The sequence below is a fragment of the Sphingobacterium sp. LZ11T8 genome (assembly GCF_024261425.1).
In the GTDB taxonomy this organism is placed as follows: Bacteria; Bacteroidota; Bacteroidia; order Sphingobacteriales; family Sphingobacteriaceae; genus Sphingobacterium.
The window spans coordinates 103,328-120,310 of sequence record NZ_JANBZY010000008.1 but is presented as its reverse complement, the minus strand read 5'-3'; the positions used below and the strand labels follow the sequence as shown (position 1 = coordinate 120,310).

The following is a 16,983-nucleotide window of genomic DNA, read 5'->3' as shown; positions in this document are numbered from 1 at the left end:
TAATAAACTTCTTTTATTAGTCATTCATCCCATGTTGTCAAAAGCTCAAATCAGTCTAATTACTTCATTGCAGCATAAAAAATTTCGAACTCAGCATAACTTATTTGTGGTAGAGGGCATAAAATCCGTTTTGGAGTTTATACATTCCAGCTACAAGATAAGTAAAATATTTGCGACAGTAGATGCCGCTGCAAAATTGGGCAAAATACCGCAAAATATAAAACTTGAAGAGCTTAGTGAGTCAGAGTTTGGGAAAATAAGTGGCTTAAAGAATCCGCAAGGGGCTTTGGCTTTGGTGGAAATCCCTCATTTTAATCAATTACAGGTAAAGGATTTACAGGGGAGGCATAGTTTGATCTTGGATGATGTTCAAGATCCGGGCAATTTGGGAACCATCATCCGTACGGCGGAATGGTTCGGGATTGAAAACATTATCTGTTCAATAGGTACTGTAGATGCCTACAATCCCAAGGTCGTACAGGCGACCATGGGTTCACTTTCACGTATTAAATTACACTATCTGGATCTGGAAGAGTTCATTCAGAAAAACAGCATGCCGGTTTTTGGGGCTTTGTTGGACGGGGATTCTATTTATGGGGCCAATTTTGGGAATGAAGGGTTTATCATGATGGGCAATGAGGGAAATGGAATCAGGGAAAGCTTGATCCCTAAAATTGATCAGGCAGTGACCATTCCGCGGGTTGGCAAGGCTGAGTCATTAAATGTTGCAGTGGCGACAACAATATTTTGTTCAGAATTGACGCGACAAAATATGGAAAAGAAAAATGGATAATATCGAAAACGAAGATCAACCTTTATATACAATACAATTTGGACTGCTCTGTTTGAGCTCTCTCCTATTCTCTGCGAGTTTCAACATGATCATTCCAGAGTTACCCAATTTCCTGTCCTCTTTGGGAGGTGCAGCCCACAAGGGCCTGATCATTGCTCTTTTCACGCTTACAGCTGGGATTTCAAGACCATTTAGCGGTAGATTGACGGACAAATGGGGCCGAGTACCTGTGATGGCCATAGGGTCTACCGTCTGTGTCATCTGTGGTTTTTTATATCCTATCCTGAGCAGTGTAGCTGGATTCTTTCTCCTCCGCTTAGTCCATGGTTTCTCCACTGGGTTTAAGCCCACGGCCACCTCGGCATATATCGCTGATATTATCCCATCGACGCGTTGGGGTGAGGCATTGGGGATGCATGGGCTATGTTTCAGCATCGGTGGTGCCGTTGGACCGGCAATCGGAAGTTATATTGCCCTAAAGTATGATCTGAATACCATGTTCTATAGCTCTTCAGCATTTGCATTCCTTTCCATCATTATCGTGATGAACATGAAGGAAACCCTGAAGGACAAAAATAGATTCTCGCCTAAGATGCTCAAGATTTCACGCCGTGATATTATTGAAGTGCGTGTGATTCCTGCAGCAATCGTTACGCTTCTCTCCTACTCGGCTTATGGTGTAATTTTGACTTTGATTCCGGATTGGAGCGAACATTTGGGCATAGTAAATAAGGGGCTGTTTTTCACGGCCTATACCTTGGCGTCCATAGGGATTCGATTTGTTTCGGGGAAAGTGGCCGATCGCTATGGTAGGATCAGTGTGATGAAAGTAGGGCTGGTAGTGGTCGCTATCTCTCTTTTGTACCTTGGTTTTGGAAACAGCATTGCTCAATTGGTGATCGGTGCCTGCCTTTACGGGATAGGTACGGGTATTTTTTCGCCAGCAGTCAATGCCTGGACCATTGATCTTTCGCTGCCGCAATATCGTGGGAAAGCCATGGCGACCATGTATATCGCATTGGAAGCTGGTATTGGAGGTGGCGCATTATTTGCTGGATATATCTATCACGATGAAATCCTTAGAATTCCGTATATTTTCTATGGGAATGCCCTGATCATCTTGCTGGCATTTTTTTATGTGATTTACTGGAATTCAAAAAACAAAAAAACTAATAACCTGTTATAGCATTCGTATGGAAAATAAACAAACCAAAAGACCGTATTCCTTTGAGCTTGCATCGAGCTTGATGGCCTTGGTTCTTATCATTGCCGTCATGTACTTTACCCAGGGTGTTCTATTACCGCTCATTTTTTCAATCCTGATTTCAATTTCCCTTTATCCATTGGCAAGATTATTTGAAAGAATCCGTCTTGGAAAGGCCTTTTCTGCGATCTTGGCTGTCATTGTAGCCATAGCAATTATCTCGGGTCTATCGTGGTTTATTGTTTATGAGAGTATCTTGATCGGTAAGGATGCATCAGCGATCACGGACAAAGTGATGTCTGTATTAGAGGGTGGGCAGAAGTGGCTGGAAAGCCAATTCGGCATTGAAAGGACTGAAGTGATGGAAAAACTGCGCGAGCAGGGGGAAAAAGCCATGGAGAATGCCGGAGGTATGGTATCCAGTACATTTGGGTCGATTGGGAATATCCTGGCCAGTGCCATCTTGGTTCCATTATTGAGCTTTTTCCTATTGTATTACCGTGATTTCTTTCGGGAATTTTTCTTTAAAGCTTTTAAAACAACTCCTCAGAGTAAAGTCAATGAGGTGTTGAACAAAATATACGATGTGGTTCAGAGTTATTTGGTAGGGCTGATTACCGTAATGGGAATTGTTGCTGTACTGAATACGGTGGGACTCATGGCGATGGGTATTGACTATGCTTGGTTTTTCGGCTCATTGGCCTCCCTGCTGATGTTGCTTCCTTATATAGGTATTGCCATTGGATCGATCTTGCCTGCATTATTTGCATTGGCCACAAAGGATAGTGCCCTATACGCGTTGGGTGTGGTGGCTTGGTTTCAAGTGGTGCAATTCCTGGAGGGTAACATCATTACGCCAAATATTGTGGGTTCCAAGGTCAGCATCAATCCATTGATGGCAATCATCGGAATCCTATTGGGCGGGATGTTATTTGGATTGGCCGGTTTGATCATTGCGCTGCCTTTTATCGCAACGTTAAAGGTTATTTTTGATGCAAACCCAAATATGGAAGCATTTGGTTTCTTGATTGGTGAGCCAGAGAAACTCCATCTCAAGCGGAACTCGACACAGGAGCTGCTGATGAAATGGGGAATCGTTCGGATGCCCAAAAACAAGAAAAAAATTGAAGTGGATGTCAATGTTACGGTAGATGGTCCTGAGGAAACTCCGCATTCTGAAATGACCTATAAAGAGATCAATGAATCTGAGGAGCTCCCTTATGAAGACCTTCCGCAAGATAAATTCAAGAAGAAGGACGAAGAATAAGTTTTTCGGACTTAAGACAAAAGACATAAGGTTCGCCTTATGTCTTTTGTGTTTTTATACTTCTTGCTGAATGTTGAATCCGAGCTTCCGCATGGCAGAGATCTCGACACTGTAGACTCCAAATTCTTCCATAACCCTTCCATGGAGTTCATAAAAGCCGCTTCCCTGGAAAGGGTATTGACGGAGTACGGGCGGAAAATGCACGGTATCCAACCAGTCTCCCTCCACATCGAGAAATGTCCCGAAACACATCCGTTCTTTTTTAATGGTTCGGGTTTCTTTCAAGGTGACCAATCGGCCGATGATCTTGATCTGTTGGCCAAGGAGATCAGGCAACTGATTGACCAAGACCGAACCTTTCAGATGCTCCTTATTCAACAGCTCAAAGAAGTCGCCCACGACAAAGCCCAAGAGATCGAGTTCATCACGCAGGTCATCCATCCTGTTCTTTTCAAAATCAGGCAGGGAAAACTTGATTTCCTCTGTTTGGAAAAGCGTTTCAGGATCATCTTTCTCTGTCCGTTTATTCCTGAAGTTTGCTTCCCATAGCAGGGTTTTCTTATCCAAGCCCGTGAACCGCAATGCACCGATCCGGATCAGGATATTGAGCTGTTCGGGAGCCGGATGCAATCGCTGTAGGACATCATTCAAGCTCTTATAAGGTCCATTTCGCTGCCTTTCCTCCACGATCTGATGGGCAAACTCCTGCTCCAGACCTTGCAAGTGGATAAAACCGACATAGACCTGTTGCTCGGTAATATTGGTAAGATGATCGCTGTAGTTCAAGCATGGAAGTTGGATGATGCCGCCATTCCTCCGTAATTCATGGAAATAGAATTCCGTGCGATAAAAGCCGCCGAAATTATTGATAACGGCGACATAAAATTCACAGGGGTAATACGTTTTGAGGTAAAGGCTCTGATAACTCTCCACAGCAAAGGAGGCCGAGTGTCCTTTGGCAAAGGAATAACCACCAAAGCTCTCCATCTGCCGCCAAACCTCGGAGGTGACAGATTCATCATAGCCTTGTTCCCTACAGTTTGAAAAGAATTTCGCACGCATCAGCTCAAACTTATTTTCAGAACGGTACTTTCCGCTCATGGCCCGTCTCAGGATATCGGCCTCCTCCAAGGATATCCCACCGAAATGATGGGCAACCTTGATCACATCTTCCTGATAGACCATCACACCGAAGGTCTCCTCGAGGAGTTCCTTCATTTTAGGGTGCAGGTATTCGATTTTATCGCGATCATGATAGCGTTCGATATACTGTTTCATCATGCCCGATTGAGCGACTCCTGGCCGAATGATCGAACTGGCAGCCACGAGGGTAAGGTAGTCAGAACATTTCAGTTTGCCCAAAAGCTGTCGCATAGCAGGGCTTTCGATATAAAAACAGCCAATGGTATCTGCCTTTCGGATCATTTCTGCAAGCTTGGGGTCTTCAAAGAAGCGTTCCACCTGATGAATGTCGACATGCTTACCTTTATTTTTCTGCACCAATCCTAGAGCGTCTTTGATATGCCCCAAGCCACGCTGACTCAGGATATCAAATTTAAAGAGTCCTATCCTGTCGGCCTCGAACATATCCATATGGAGGGTCCGAAATCCCTTTGGCGGTAATTCCAATACGCCGTATTCATTCAATGGTTTTTCACTGATCAGCACCCCACCGGCATGGACACTGATATTGCTAGGGAAATCAACCAACAGGGCTCCATATTTCTGGATCCACCGTTGGATTTTATCCTCAGCACTCCATTCTCGCTTATGCACCAATTCATCGATCTCCTCTTTAGGCAGTCCAAATACCTTTCCCAATTCCCTCACAATGGCCCTTCGCTGAAAAGTATTGTACATGCCCAGTAAAGAGACATGCTGACGACCATATCGCATAAACAGGTACTCAAAGATGGCATCACGATCTTTCCAGCTAAAGTCAATATCAAAATCGGGCGGAGAGGTCCGGTTGGGATTTAAAAACCGTTCAAAATATAGATCTAGCTTGATGGGATCCACATCGGTAATGCGCAGGCAATAGGCAACGACCGAGTTGGCACCACTCCCCCGCCCCACATGATAGAACCCTTGCTCATTGGCATACCGCAACATATCCCAAACAATCAAAAAATAGGAATTAAATTCAGATTGCTTGATAATGGAAAGTTCCTTTTCCACCCGCTCCATGGCCTTTTTGTTCTTGCTGCCATACCGGATCTTGCAGCCTTCAATAGCCAACTTTCTTAACAGTTCATGGTCATCATCCATGCTCGCAGTGAAGTGTTTCTTGTTTTTATCGATATGGAAGGTCATTTCAATCGAACAGCTCTTGACCACTTCCATGGTCTTGCTGATAACAGATGGGAACTTTGCATAGGCGGATACCAGGCTTTCTTCATCCATCAAGGTCTCATTTGGTCTGGCATAATCCTCTTTGACCAATTTCGACAGTAGCGTATTCTTAGCAATTGCCCTTAAGATCCGATGCAGGTCATAGTAAGTCTTATCTTGATAGGTCACAGGTTGCAGCACGACCCAGCAGTCAGCTTGAAGTGCCTCTTGCCAGCTCAATTTATTGAGGTCCTCCTTCCTTAATCCAATGAGTTCATTTGGCCTTAGCTGTTCGATCTCAGGATGATTCTCAAAAGTATAGATGACCCAAAGATCATCGGATTCAAAAGGTGGCTTTTTGGGGAAATCCAACTTCCTCTGTTTATAAAAGGAAAGGAAACTCTGGATGACGTATAGACCGGCATTGTTTTTCGCCAAAAGGATATAACATAATTCGTTTTCATTGCGAATTTCGACCCCTACAATAGGTTTGATGTTTGCTTCCTGACATTTGAGCACAAAATCCCAACAATCTGCCGTACTGTTGATATTTGTCAAAGCCATGGCCTTAATCCCTAAAGACTGCGCACTTTCTACCAAATCCTTTGTAGGAAAGGTTCCATAATGAAAACTAAACCAGGTCTTGCAATTCAAAAACATTTTACAAGATTAAGGTTTTTTTAATTCATTTTACTAAAAATATTAGCAAAAATACTTTCAAAAAAGCTGAACTATTGAAGCCCAGCTAAATCTAATATTACTAATTATATACTAAATGGTCAATCAGCTATTATGGAGATTAATCCTCCCAGGTCCAGTTCAGTTGCATGGAAACCGCCAAGTGGTCAGACAGGGCTTCTCCATCGGCACTTGTGAAATGCTGGATCTCGACCTGATAGTCCATTGGCTGAAATTTCAGGTGGTCGCTATTTCTAAAGAAAATCTTATCTAAACTCTCCGTGTCGTTGTTGAGGCTCAACATATGCTGCGCAATAAACTTGGGAATAACCTCTGGAAAAACACCTTTACGGAGGAATTGGACCCAACCATCAGACAGCCCCGTGGTCAAAAGGAACTCATGCAAATTGTCTCTTTTATAAGCATAATGGGCATTAAAATCACCCATGACGATTAAAGGCCTACCTGCGGAATTATCGTTGATATAAGTCGCCAACTGTCTAAAGTTTTCCCTTCTTGCCCGAGCTGCGCGAGCAACATCGCTTGAGTTTGCATGCACATTATAAACATCGACAGTTACTTGATTGGCCAATTGGATCTGTGCAAAGCTAAACCCTTTCACGGTCCAACAATCAGGACCACTGCAATGGCGCCATGGAATCCTTCTGTATTCAATGATAGGATACTTGGACAAGGTATTCAGACCATCGCCAATGGGAATCTTCCCTTTGGTCTGCGTACGATAAGGATGTAAGTTCTTGGAATAAAAAGAAGTATTATAGTTAAAATCTTCTTGGACATTGACAATATCATAAGGCTCAACTTTTTCACCGATTTCGGCAATACTGAATTTCCTAGGGAGCTTTGCAGCCGAGATCCCTTGGGGTAACCCTGCGATATTATAGGTCAACAATGATATTTTCCCTTGCAAAAAACGTTCTGAAGAGGATTCTTCTTGGGGGATAGCTACGGAAATCAGCTTTCCCTTTAAGCTCTTGAAAACAAATAGTAAAACTATAATTACCGCTGCGAGTATAAAAAGTATGGTCATCTATTAACTTATATGAAATAAAAGTATCTTCTTCAAATTATCTAAATGGGAATTCAACATTAAGTTTTTGTTACTCACCACCATGGAAACCTTCTAATTGATCAATGACCTTAGATTTCTTATCAGAAGTCATTAAAGAATCGTTCAATTCCCATTCCAATTTTAATGAGATAGCACAATGATCGGAAAGAGGTTCGCCCGTATCGGTACTGAAAAGCTCATGTTGCACTTGGTAATTTTTTGGTTTGAATATCAACTGTTTGCTATTGCGAAAATAAATCTTGTCGATGCTCTCGCAATCGTCCGTTACGGTCAAAGCGTGCTGTGCAATAAAGTTTTCTTCATGCTCGGGCAACCGGCCTTGGTTTCGAAGAAAAACCCAGGTATCGACTAAGTCCATCTCTTTTTGGAAGGTCCGCACATTATCTTCAGCAAAGGCATAATGTGCATTGAAATCACCCATGATCAACAGAGGTTGTCCTGCAGATTTTTCTTTTATGTAGTTCGCGAACTGCTCTAGATTTTTCTTTCTTGCAACAACCGCAGACCTATTGTCCTGGGCTGTGGCATGTATGTTATAGACATCCAGGAACACATCCTTAGCAATCTCTAATCGGGCATAGCTGAATCCCTTCGGTGTCAAGCAATCACTGCCGCTACAGTCTTTCCAGGAAATTCGCTCGGAGTCTTTAATAGGATATTTGGAAAGGGTACTCAAACCATCCCCGAAAGGAACAGTCCCCATGCTTACGGTTCGAAATAAATGCAGATTGGAAGCATACAATTCAAAATTGTAATTGAAATCTTCTTGAACATTGACGATGTCAAAGCGGTTGATCCGTTCACCAATGGTCCGGATACTGGCCGCCCTTGGAGTTTCGGCACTGGAAATCAGTTGCGGAAGCCCTGCAATATTATAGGTCAATAGCGATAATTCTCCAGATGAACGATGTTCCAGTTCAGGATAGTTCAGCAAGGGCATTGCTTTGGAGCCATTGCTACGCTTGTAACTGAACATAAAAACAAGGGAGAAAATAATCGACATCAGTACTATAAACCTGAAATGCCACGCTTTACTTTTCTGAGGATAAGGAAGGTTGATCAGCATATCTATCAATCGTAATTCCTATAGCAAAACTACCGTACACGGTTAAATCTAATCTTAAGATAAGATTAAAGGTTTGTTGATTTGATATTTAGGATTTATTAAGACTTCATCATTCCTAAACATTTCATTCACAATAGCATAACACCAAATTAGCAATAAAGAAACACTGAGCCTATACTTTTACCCGATAGACAATTTGAATTCTAAATGAAGAAAGTTGCTTTTTTTTCTGAGATTCTCATAGAAGATTTTGACGGGGCCTCAAGGACCATGTTTCAAATCATAAACCGAATCGATCACACGGCTTTTTCTTACCTTTTCATTTATGGAAAAGGTCCTGAAAACTTCAAGACGCATCAATCTTATCAAGTCCCGACCTTCCGCATTCCGATCAATGATGATTATTCATTGGCAGTTCCCCAATTATCAAAATGGAAACTGGAAGAAGCCTTGGATAATTTTGCTCCGGACGTGATCCATATCGCAACTCCCTCCCTTTTAGGGTTCTTTGCCATGAAATATGCGAGGAAAAGGAACATCCCGATCCTGAGTATCTATCACACCCACTTTATCTCATATATCGCTTATTATCTCCGCAATCTATCTTCTTTGATCAGGCCTGCAGAATATTGGATGCGCAAGGCTATGCTCCGCTTCTACAACAGTTGCCATAAGATTTATGTGCCCGCCAATAATATCATGGATGAACTTAAGGAAATTGGGATACAGTCCGATCGTTTGACTTTATGGCAAAGGGGTATCGACCTGAGATTGTTTAATCCCGAGAAAGCTGACCGAGCCTATATCCGGAATATCACAAAAAACGACAAACCCAATATTTTGTTTGCAAGCCGCTTGGTCTGGGAGAAAAACGTGCAAACCTTAATCGACGTTTATCAGCATCTCAAAAAATCAAAATTTGAATATAACTTAATTATCGCAGGCGATGGAGCCGCAAGGGAAGAAGCAGAAATGCTGATGCCTACAGCTCATTTCTTGGGAAAATTAGACCATACTGAACTATCAAAACTATATGCTTCTTCTGATGTGTTCCTTTTCACCTCTACTTCGGAAACTTATGGAAACGTGGTAATAGAAGCCATGGCATCCGGTCTTCCCTGTGTCATTGCCAATGGAGGAGGGAGTTCCAGCCTGATTGAACATGGAAGAAATGGGTACAAATGTGTGCCCAACAATGCCTTGGAATACATGTATTTCATACATAAGATCCTGAGCGATCCCCAAATAAAAAACGAATTCCAACAGGCTGGACTGAATTACGTGAGAAAATTGGATTGGGGGGAGTTGGCACAAACTTATTTTGATGACATCCATGAGTTAGCTTCCGAACCCATAAACGGTATTGCATGGGCAGGAAACTAAGGATCAGCAAAAAAACGGTCAAAACTGGGCTTATCCTCATCATAATTGGTTTTATAGCTGTCTATATCCTCAACACCGATTTCTCAGCTATAAAAAAGGAATTGCTAACAATTGGATATAGATTCACCTATCTCCTTGGGGTTACTTTCTTGGCTTATTTTTTTGGTACCTGGTCTTGGTATGTCTGTCTGGCTGATGACCGCAAGAAAATCAGTTTGATGAAGATGTTTGCGGTCCGGCAAATTGGCGAAACCGTCGGTCAGTATAACCCGACGAGCATAGTCGGAGGAGATTTACTGAAAGCTGAAATGCTCAAACCTTATGGGATCTCTACCGAAGTAGCTTTAAGTTCTGTGGCGACTTACAGGATCACAGTGGTACTTTCACAGATCCTCTTGTTCCTGATTGCCTGCCTTTGGCTGAGTGGCATGGAAGCTGGGCAAGCTGCATTGAAGAGCATAGGAGTTGCTTTCTATGTCTTTATTGCATTCTTGATCCTGTTGAACTTAGTTTTTTTCTATTGGCTCATCTTTAGCAGATCCTCTTCAAAACCCGTGAACAGTGAAGATATCGATGGCTTTTGGAAAAAACTCAGATCAAAGGTCCTGAAATTGATATTCAATATCCGAAAGTCTTACCGGTTTAACCCAAGGTTATTTTGGTACTCTTACCTCTTAGCGGGTATCCATTGGATTATCGGCAGCTTGGAATTCTATCTCATCCTGCTTTTTTTAGGCTTTGATGTAGAGCCCATGCATGGTTTGCTGCTGGATATGGGCGTCATTGTATTTAAAAGTGCGGGAGCCTTTGTTCCTGGACAATTGGGAGTTGAAGAGCTTGGAAACAAGATGATGCTACAGATCATAGGTATCAGTGCCTCTAGCATCTGGATTTCGGCCTCCATCCTTCGCCGCGCAAGACAGCTTTTCTGGATAGCTGTAGGGTTTATCCTATACCTATTTGTCAAAAAGGACAGTACACAATCATCTACGCTGAAAAATGGAAATATTATTTGTTAGTCATAAATATCCACCTGCAACAGGTGGTATGGAAAAACAAAGCTTTGAACTGATCAACAACCTTAGCAAGCATCCGCAGGTTCAGATCCATATGCTGGTTTATAGAAAAGGGGAAGAGAGCCTGTTGAAGTTTTTCTGGAACCTCAATAGCAATATCCTAAGGACATTGGAACTCCATCCCAATATTCAACTGATCCATTTTAACGACGGACTGATTGCATCGCTTGCCCTCTTTCATTCCGGTTATAAACATTTGAAAAGAGTGATTACCCTGCATGGTCTGGATGTGGTGTTCCCTTTGAGATACTTTCAGAAGAAAATCCTGCCACGTTTCAATGAATATGACCACATCATTACCGTTAGCTCAGCCACTGCAAAAGCTGCCATCCGTCGTGGCATTTCCGAAGATAAAATAACCGTTATCAAAAATGGCGTTGACCATGATATTGCCAAATCCAGACCGGCTCCTTTGGAACAGATCAAGCATTATTATCCACAGATTGACCTCAACAAGAAATACATGGTGACCTTGGGTCGTCCCGTGAAACGAAAAGGCTTCGCATGGTTGTTGAGGGAAGTTGTTCCTCAAATGCCATCCGACTTTCAACTGTTGATGATTGGCCCTTTCAATCAAAAAGCTAGTTTTACGGAAAAAATCCTTCGTCTACTTCCTAAAAAAATATTCCACTTGGTTACTCTTTTTTTGGGATACCCTTCAGATGAAAGCGAAATCCGAAAACTTTTGCAAGACCCTATCATCGACTCTCGGGTAAAACATCTTGGCAAAGTTCCTTTTCAGCATCTTCAATCGCTTTTAGGGCATGCATCGGCTTTTTTGATGCCCAACATTCAGGTACCGGGTGATATGGAAGGTTTTGGATTGGTCTGCTTAGAAGCTTCAGTGGCTGGCACCTTGGTCGTTTCTTCTTCTCTGGAGGGAATAACCGACGCTGTTCAACATCAGAAAAACGGGATCCTTCTTCCTTCCAATGATTCAGACCGTTGGGTCGACCAATTAAATGCAGTCCTAGATAATACAGACGGATATCAGGTCTTGGCAAAATCTTATCAAGCCTTTAGTTTAGAGCACTACGGTTGGGAAATCATGGCCTCATCTTATCTGCAGACCTTTCGACAGTTGACCTATAAGAAATCTTCCTTAAAGCTATTGCACTCCAAGGAATGTTAAAAATGGGGACTCCGATCCTTTTTATTGATTTCTTTTAAGGATATCGCCCGTTTGATTGCCTCGTCACCATATCGAGCTCGCATGGCATCCATGGCTTGATACAAGCGCACAGCCTCTTCAGTATCTTCAAATAGATTGATCTGTTGTGATCCCTGCACCAGATGGCTGAACCGAACCCCGATCAACCGGACCAGCATCCGGCGGTCGTAGAGCTTAGCAAAAAGTTCTTTGACCTTCTTCAGCAATACGGTATCAGAGGCGGTATAGGAAATCACCATCTGTTTACTGACCGTATCAAAATTGGCATACCTCAATTTTACCGTAACACAACCGGTCAATCGCTCCTGCTTGCGCAATTGAAAAGTCAACCGTTCTGTCATCCGGATCAATTCACTGTTCAGGAACTGCATGTTGATGGTATCTTGCAGAAAGGTTTCTTCCGTGCCGATGCTCTTTTGTTCAGAATAGGGAATAATGGGTGAAGGGTCGATCCCATTGGCTTTTCTGGAAAGGTCAATCCCGTTTTTCCCTAAAAGGTTATGCATCATTGGAACCGGGATCTCACTCAATATCTTGATCGTTTTGACGCCCATCTGCAGCAGGAGCATGCTGGTCTTATCCCCTATCCCCGGCATCCGTTGGATTTTCAGAGGAGCCAGGTAATCTTTTTCTAGGCCATGCAATATCTCCTTGCGTCCATCGGGTTTTGCATCATCGGTCGCCACTTTGCTGATCAGCTTATTGGATGCTAAAGCATAACTAATTGGCAGACCACTCTCCTTTTGGATCTTCCCTTTCAGCTCTATCATAAACTGGCTGCAACCGAAAAAACGGTCAACACCTGTCAGATCCACATAAAACTCATCCACACTCGCCTTTTCCATTACCGGAACAGTCTCTCGAACCACATCGGTCACCACCCTTGAATAATAGCTATAACTGTCCATATCGCCCCGTACCACAATAGCATGCGGACATAAACGCAAAGCCAGTTTCATCGGCATCGCACTATGGACTCCAAATTTCCGGGTCTCATAACTGCAGGCCGAAACTACCGCACGGTCGCTCAACCCTCCCACAATCAAAGGTTTACCAATGAACTTACTGTTCTTCAGACGTTCTACGCTTACAAAAAACGTATCCAAGTCCAAATGAGCCACAAAACGCTTGTTATCAACCAAATTCATAGTAATTCCGAATATGAAACAATTCAAAATTACTAAAAATATTAGTAAAATAAACTTTTATTTATTTATTCAACCGTTCGATTTCTTTCAATAAAAGCGGGAAAGCGGGATAGGCCATTCCATGATCATACCCGTCCAATTCTAATAATTTAACCTGAGTGTGGCCAACTATCTTAAACATCCTGGCTAAGTAGGCATTCTCTTCATATCGACCGACCATTTCAAGCTCCCGGTCTCCTGTGATCAAGGTCATCGGCACATTGCTTTTCCGGACCCAAAAAAGAGGTGCAAATTCATCAACGACAGGTTGATTGATATGGATCCCTTTTTCGGCACGGGCCGTAAAATGGCTGATGCATTGAGCACTGAAGGGAACTACAGCAAATAGATCGTCTGCATTGATACCTTCATCAGCTAAATAGCGGGAATTTAAAGCAAGCATCAGGTTCAAATACCCTCCAGCAGAATGACCGGAAAGAACAATCTTTTTGTTGCTGCCACCAAATTCAGCAATATGATCGAAAGTCCAGTGAACCGCTTTTGCAGCATCCTTGATGATATCTTCAACCTTGACATTGGGCGACAGTCGATAACCGACCCCTACTACGGCGACACCTTTTTCTTTCAGGTAAGCAGGAATCTCTTTCCTTCCTTCCGTCAATCCACCACCATGGAACCACACGATGGTAGCAAAATCTTTCTTGTCCTTCGGGTAGTACACATCCACTTGACAGCGTTCCTTGCTATACGGATCCGCATTGGAAGGCACATAAGAAATATTCTCCTTCAAGCCATAATTTGCACTTTGGGCAAAAAGAAAATTCAGGAGGGAACAAAATAGCAAGAGGGTCACAAGTCTTTTCATCTGATAGGGTTTTGATAGATTGTAGAATAATCCTAAAAATAAGACAAATAAAATGAATTTTGTATTTTTACGAGGTTTGCGGAAATCAATCCTGTAAACCCATCAAAATCTTACGAAAATTTCATGAGTGACGAAATCAACGATATAGAAGAGAATAACGACTCAAACCCAAATCAAGACCAACAAAGCAATACCATCCCCTTGTCGGGACTATATGAAAATTGGTTTCTGGATTACGCTTCTTATGTCATATTGGACCGCGCGGTACCACATATCAATGATGGTTTCAAGCCCGTTCAACGTCGTATCCTACATTCCCTGAAGGAAATGGACGATGGACGATATAATAAAGCGGCAAATGTCATCGGTAATACCATGAAGTACCACCCACATGGGGATGCTTCCATTGGGGATGCGATGGTTCAAATAGGGCAAAAAGATTTACTGATCGACTGTCAGGGTAACTGGGGAGATCCGATTACCGGAGACTCCGCTGCTGCCCCTCGTTATATCGAAGGCCGACTGTCTAAGTTTGCCAATGAAGTGGTCTTCAATCCTGATACTACCGATTGGCAATTGAGTTATGATGGGCGGAATAAAGAACCGATCACCCTTCCTGTTAAATTTCCATTGTTATTGGCTCAAGGAGCAGAAGGAATTGCCGTAGGTTTGGCGACCAAGATCATGCCGCATAACTTTATTGAGCTGATCGATGGATCCATCCAAGTTTTAAAAGGTGAAAGACCGGCAATCTATCCGGACTTCCCAACTGGAGGGATGGCCGATGTAACGGGATATAATGAAGGACAGCGTGGTGGAAAAATCCGTGTCCGCGCAAAGATCGAGGAGCGGGACAAGAAAACATTGGCCATCACCGAAATCCCATTCGGCACTACAACCGGCTCATTGATCGATAGTATCGTTTCGGCCAATGAAAAGGGAAAAATCAAGATCAAGAAAATTGAGGACAATACCGCTGAGTTCGTTGAGATCATTGTGCACCTTGCCCCTGGAATTTCTCCAGATGTAACCATAGATGCATTGTATGCTTTCACCGGCTGTGAAACTTCCATTTCGCCAAATACCTGTGTGATCAAGAACAACAAACCTCATTTTATGAGCGTGAATGATATCTTGATCGAAAACACAAAGCAGACCAAGAGCTTGTTGAAACAAGAACTTGAGATCAGGTTGCATGAACTTCAGGAAAAGATTTTCTTTAGCTCCTTGCTGAAGATATTTATCCAAGAAGGCATGTATAAGCATTCTGATTATGAAAATGCCGGCGATTTCGACACCGTGGTAGCAGTGTTGAACCAATTATTTGAGCCATTCTTTGATCAGTTCTACCGTGCGATCACACCTGAAGATTTCAAGAGGTTGATCGACAAACCCATGAGTAGCATCACACGCTTTGACGTCAAAAAGGCAGATGAGCAAATGAAAGCCCTTGAGGATGAGATCAAAGAGGTTAAAAAGAATTTAAGGAACCTAACAGAATATACCATTAAGTGGTTTGAATATATTCGTGGAAAATACAGTAAAGGAAGAGAACGGAAGACTGAACTTCGTGTATTCGATAAGGTAGAAGCAACCCAGGTTGCCCTAGCAAATGCAAAACTTTATGTGAACCGCGAGGAAGGATTTATTGGAACCAATATGCGTAAGGATGAATTGGTTTCAGATTGTTCGGATATCGACGATATCATCGTTTTCCGCGCGGACGGTAAATATTCCGTTGTCAAAGTACAGGACAAGGTGTTTGTGGGTAAAGATATAATCCATGTTGCTGTCTTCAAAAAAGGCGATGACCGGACCGTATATAATGCCATCTATAAAGATGGGGCTACCGGAACCAGTTACATCAAGCGGTTCTCCGTGACAGCAGTCACAAGGGATAAGGATTATGATATAGGTAAAGCTAGTAAAGGCACTAAGATCCTTTACTTTACTGCCAATCCAAACGGAGAGGCCGAAATCGTAAATATCCAGCTCAAACCTCATTCAAAACTACGCAAGCTGAACTTTGATATGGATTTTGCTGAGATCGCAATCAAGGGACGTGCTTCCCAAGGAAACATTGTCAGCAAATACCCCGTTAAAAAGGTTGCCTTTAAAAGCGCAGGGGTCTCAACTCTTGCCGGTAGAAAGATCTGGTATGATGATATCCTAAAACGCTTGAATGCCGATAATCGAGGTAAGTTCTTGGGCGAATTCGATGGTGATGACAAAATCTTAATGGTTGTCAACGATGGAACCTATGAGTTGAGCAACTTTGACCTGAACAATCACTTCGACGAGAAAATGATCCGTCTAGAGAAATTCATTCCTGAACAAATCTATACGGCCATCCATCAGGACAGTAAATCTGGAACCTACTTTGTCAAGAGATTCAACTTTGATGATAATCCAGTAGGAAAACGAGTTCGTTTCATTCCTGAAGAAAGCAAATTGGTTCTGTTGACCAACAATGACACACCAATCGTTTCTCTGGATATCCTGAAAGGTAAATCCCAGACCCACGAACATCTAGAGCAGGAATTAAATGAAATCGTAGATGTGAAAGGAATGAAAGCGCAAGGTAATAGGTTATCATTCCATACGGTACAAAAGATTAAGCTTCTTTCTGAAGAAAAGGACCTTTCAACCTCACAAGAAACTGAGGAAAATGAGATCGCAGCACCTGAAACACAGGCTATGGTCGAGAAGGAAGTCAAGTCTGAAAAAACAACAGTAGAACCAGAAAAACCGAAGCAACCAAAACCTGCTGAACCGGATGATATTCCTTTTGAAATCACCAACCCTGATGATATCCAAATCGATACCAATGGGCAGCTGGGATTGTTTGGAGGCAACGAAGAAGAAGAAAATTAAGATAAAAGGGGACTTGGTCCCCTTTTTTATTTAT

Annotated in this window: 12 protein-coding genes; 7 read left to right on the top strand and 5 right to left on the bottom strand. The window is 42.7% G+C overall.

Features of this window, described 5'->3' with window-relative positions:
* Positions 1–31: 31 nt before the first annotated feature.
* From NLF99_RS17250 to NLF99_RS17240, 3 genes are read left to right on the top strand one after another with little or no spacing between them, the layout of a single operon-like run.
* Complete coding sequence (locus NLF99_RS17250) at positions 32–793, top strand: RNA methyltransferase (protein WP_254529765.1); 762 nt, start codon at positions 32–34, stop codon at positions 791–793.
* Positions 786–1,979 (top strand): MFS transporter, encoded by a 1,194-nt coding sequence (locus NLF99_RS17245; RefSeq protein ID WP_185210541.1) that lies wholly within the window; start codon positions 786–788, stop codon positions 1,977–1,979. Before NLF99_RS17250 ends, NLF99_RS17245 begins: the two co-directional genes overlap by 8 nt.
* A 7-nt stretch (positions 1,980–1,986) precedes the next feature.
* Positions 1,987–3,264, top strand: a complete 1,278-nt coding sequence (locus tag NLF99_RS17240; protein ID WP_185210542.1) for an AI-2E family transporter — start codon at positions 1,987–1,989, stop codon at positions 3,262–3,264.
* 54 nt (positions 3,265–3,318) lie between these two features.
* Here NLF99_RS17240 and NLF99_RS17235 read toward each other — a convergent pair whose 3' ends face one another.
* From NLF99_RS17235 to NLF99_RS17225, 3 genes are all read right to left on the bottom strand, one after another.
* A complete protein-coding gene (locus NLF99_RS17235; protein WP_254529763.1) occupies positions 3,319–6,255 on the bottom strand; it encodes a DNA polymerase III subunit alpha in 2,937 nt (978 codons plus the stop codon).
* Between the two features lie 139 nt (positions 6,256–6,394).
* A complete protein-coding gene (locus NLF99_RS17230; protein WP_185210544.1) occupies positions 6,395–7,324 on the bottom strand; it encodes an endonuclease/exonuclease/phosphatase family protein in 930 nt (309 codons plus the stop codon).
* A gap of 70 nt (positions 7,325–7,394) precedes the next feature.
* A complete protein-coding gene (locus NLF99_RS17225) occupies positions 7,395–8,432 on the bottom strand; it encodes an endonuclease/exonuclease/phosphatase family protein (RefSeq protein ID WP_185218237.1) in 1,038 nt (345 codons plus the stop codon).
* A 207-nt stretch (positions 8,433–8,639) separates the two neighbouring features.
* Here NLF99_RS17225 and NLF99_RS17220 point away from each other — a divergent pair, with 207 nt between their 5' ends.
* The 3 genes from NLF99_RS17220 to NLF99_RS17210 are packed head-to-tail and all read left to right on the top strand — an operon-like array spanning position 8,640 to position 12,023.
* On the top strand, positions 8,640–9,815 hold the full coding sequence (locus tag NLF99_RS17220; protein ID WP_185210547.1) for a glycosyltransferase family 1 protein: 1,176 nt from the start codon (positions 8,640–8,642) through the stop codon (positions 9,813–9,815).
* Positions 9,800–10,834, top strand: a complete 1,035-nt coding sequence (locus NLF99_RS17215) for a lysylphosphatidylglycerol synthase transmembrane domain-containing protein (RefSeq protein ID WP_254529761.1) — start codon at positions 9,800–9,802, stop codon at positions 10,832–10,834. The genes NLF99_RS17220 and NLF99_RS17215 overlap by 16 nt, the downstream gene beginning before the upstream one ends.
* Positions 10,815–12,023 (top strand): glycosyltransferase family 4 protein, encoded by a 1,209-nt coding sequence (locus NLF99_RS17210; RefSeq protein ID WP_254529759.1) that lies wholly within the window; start codon positions 10,815–10,817, stop codon positions 12,021–12,023. Before NLF99_RS17215 ends, NLF99_RS17210 begins: the two co-directional genes overlap by 20 nt.
* On the opposite strand, the gene dinB is transcribed toward NLF99_RS17210, so the two are convergent.
* The gene (dinB, locus tag NLF99_RS17205) at positions 12,020–13,210 is read right to left on the bottom strand and encodes a DNA polymerase IV (protein ID WP_185210558.1); all 1,191 of its coding nucleotides are present in this window, start codon (positions 13,208–13,210) and stop codon (positions 12,020–12,022) included. The genes NLF99_RS17210 and dinB overlap by 4 nt on opposite strands.
* A gap of 61 nt (positions 13,211–13,271) precedes the next feature.
* On the bottom strand, positions 13,272–14,075 hold the full coding sequence (locus tag NLF99_RS17200; RefSeq protein ID WP_254529757.1) for an alpha/beta hydrolase: 804 nt from the start codon (positions 14,073–14,075) through the stop codon (positions 13,272–13,274).
* Between the two features lie 123 nt (positions 14,076–14,198).
* On the opposite strand from NLF99_RS17200, the gene NLF99_RS17195 reads away from it, so the two are divergent.
* Complete coding sequence (locus NLF99_RS17195; RefSeq protein ID WP_254529755.1) at positions 14,199–16,949, top strand: DNA gyrase/topoisomerase IV subunit A; 2,751 nt, start codon at positions 14,199–14,201, stop codon at positions 16,947–16,949.
* Positions 16,950–16,983: the final 34 nt, after the last annotated feature.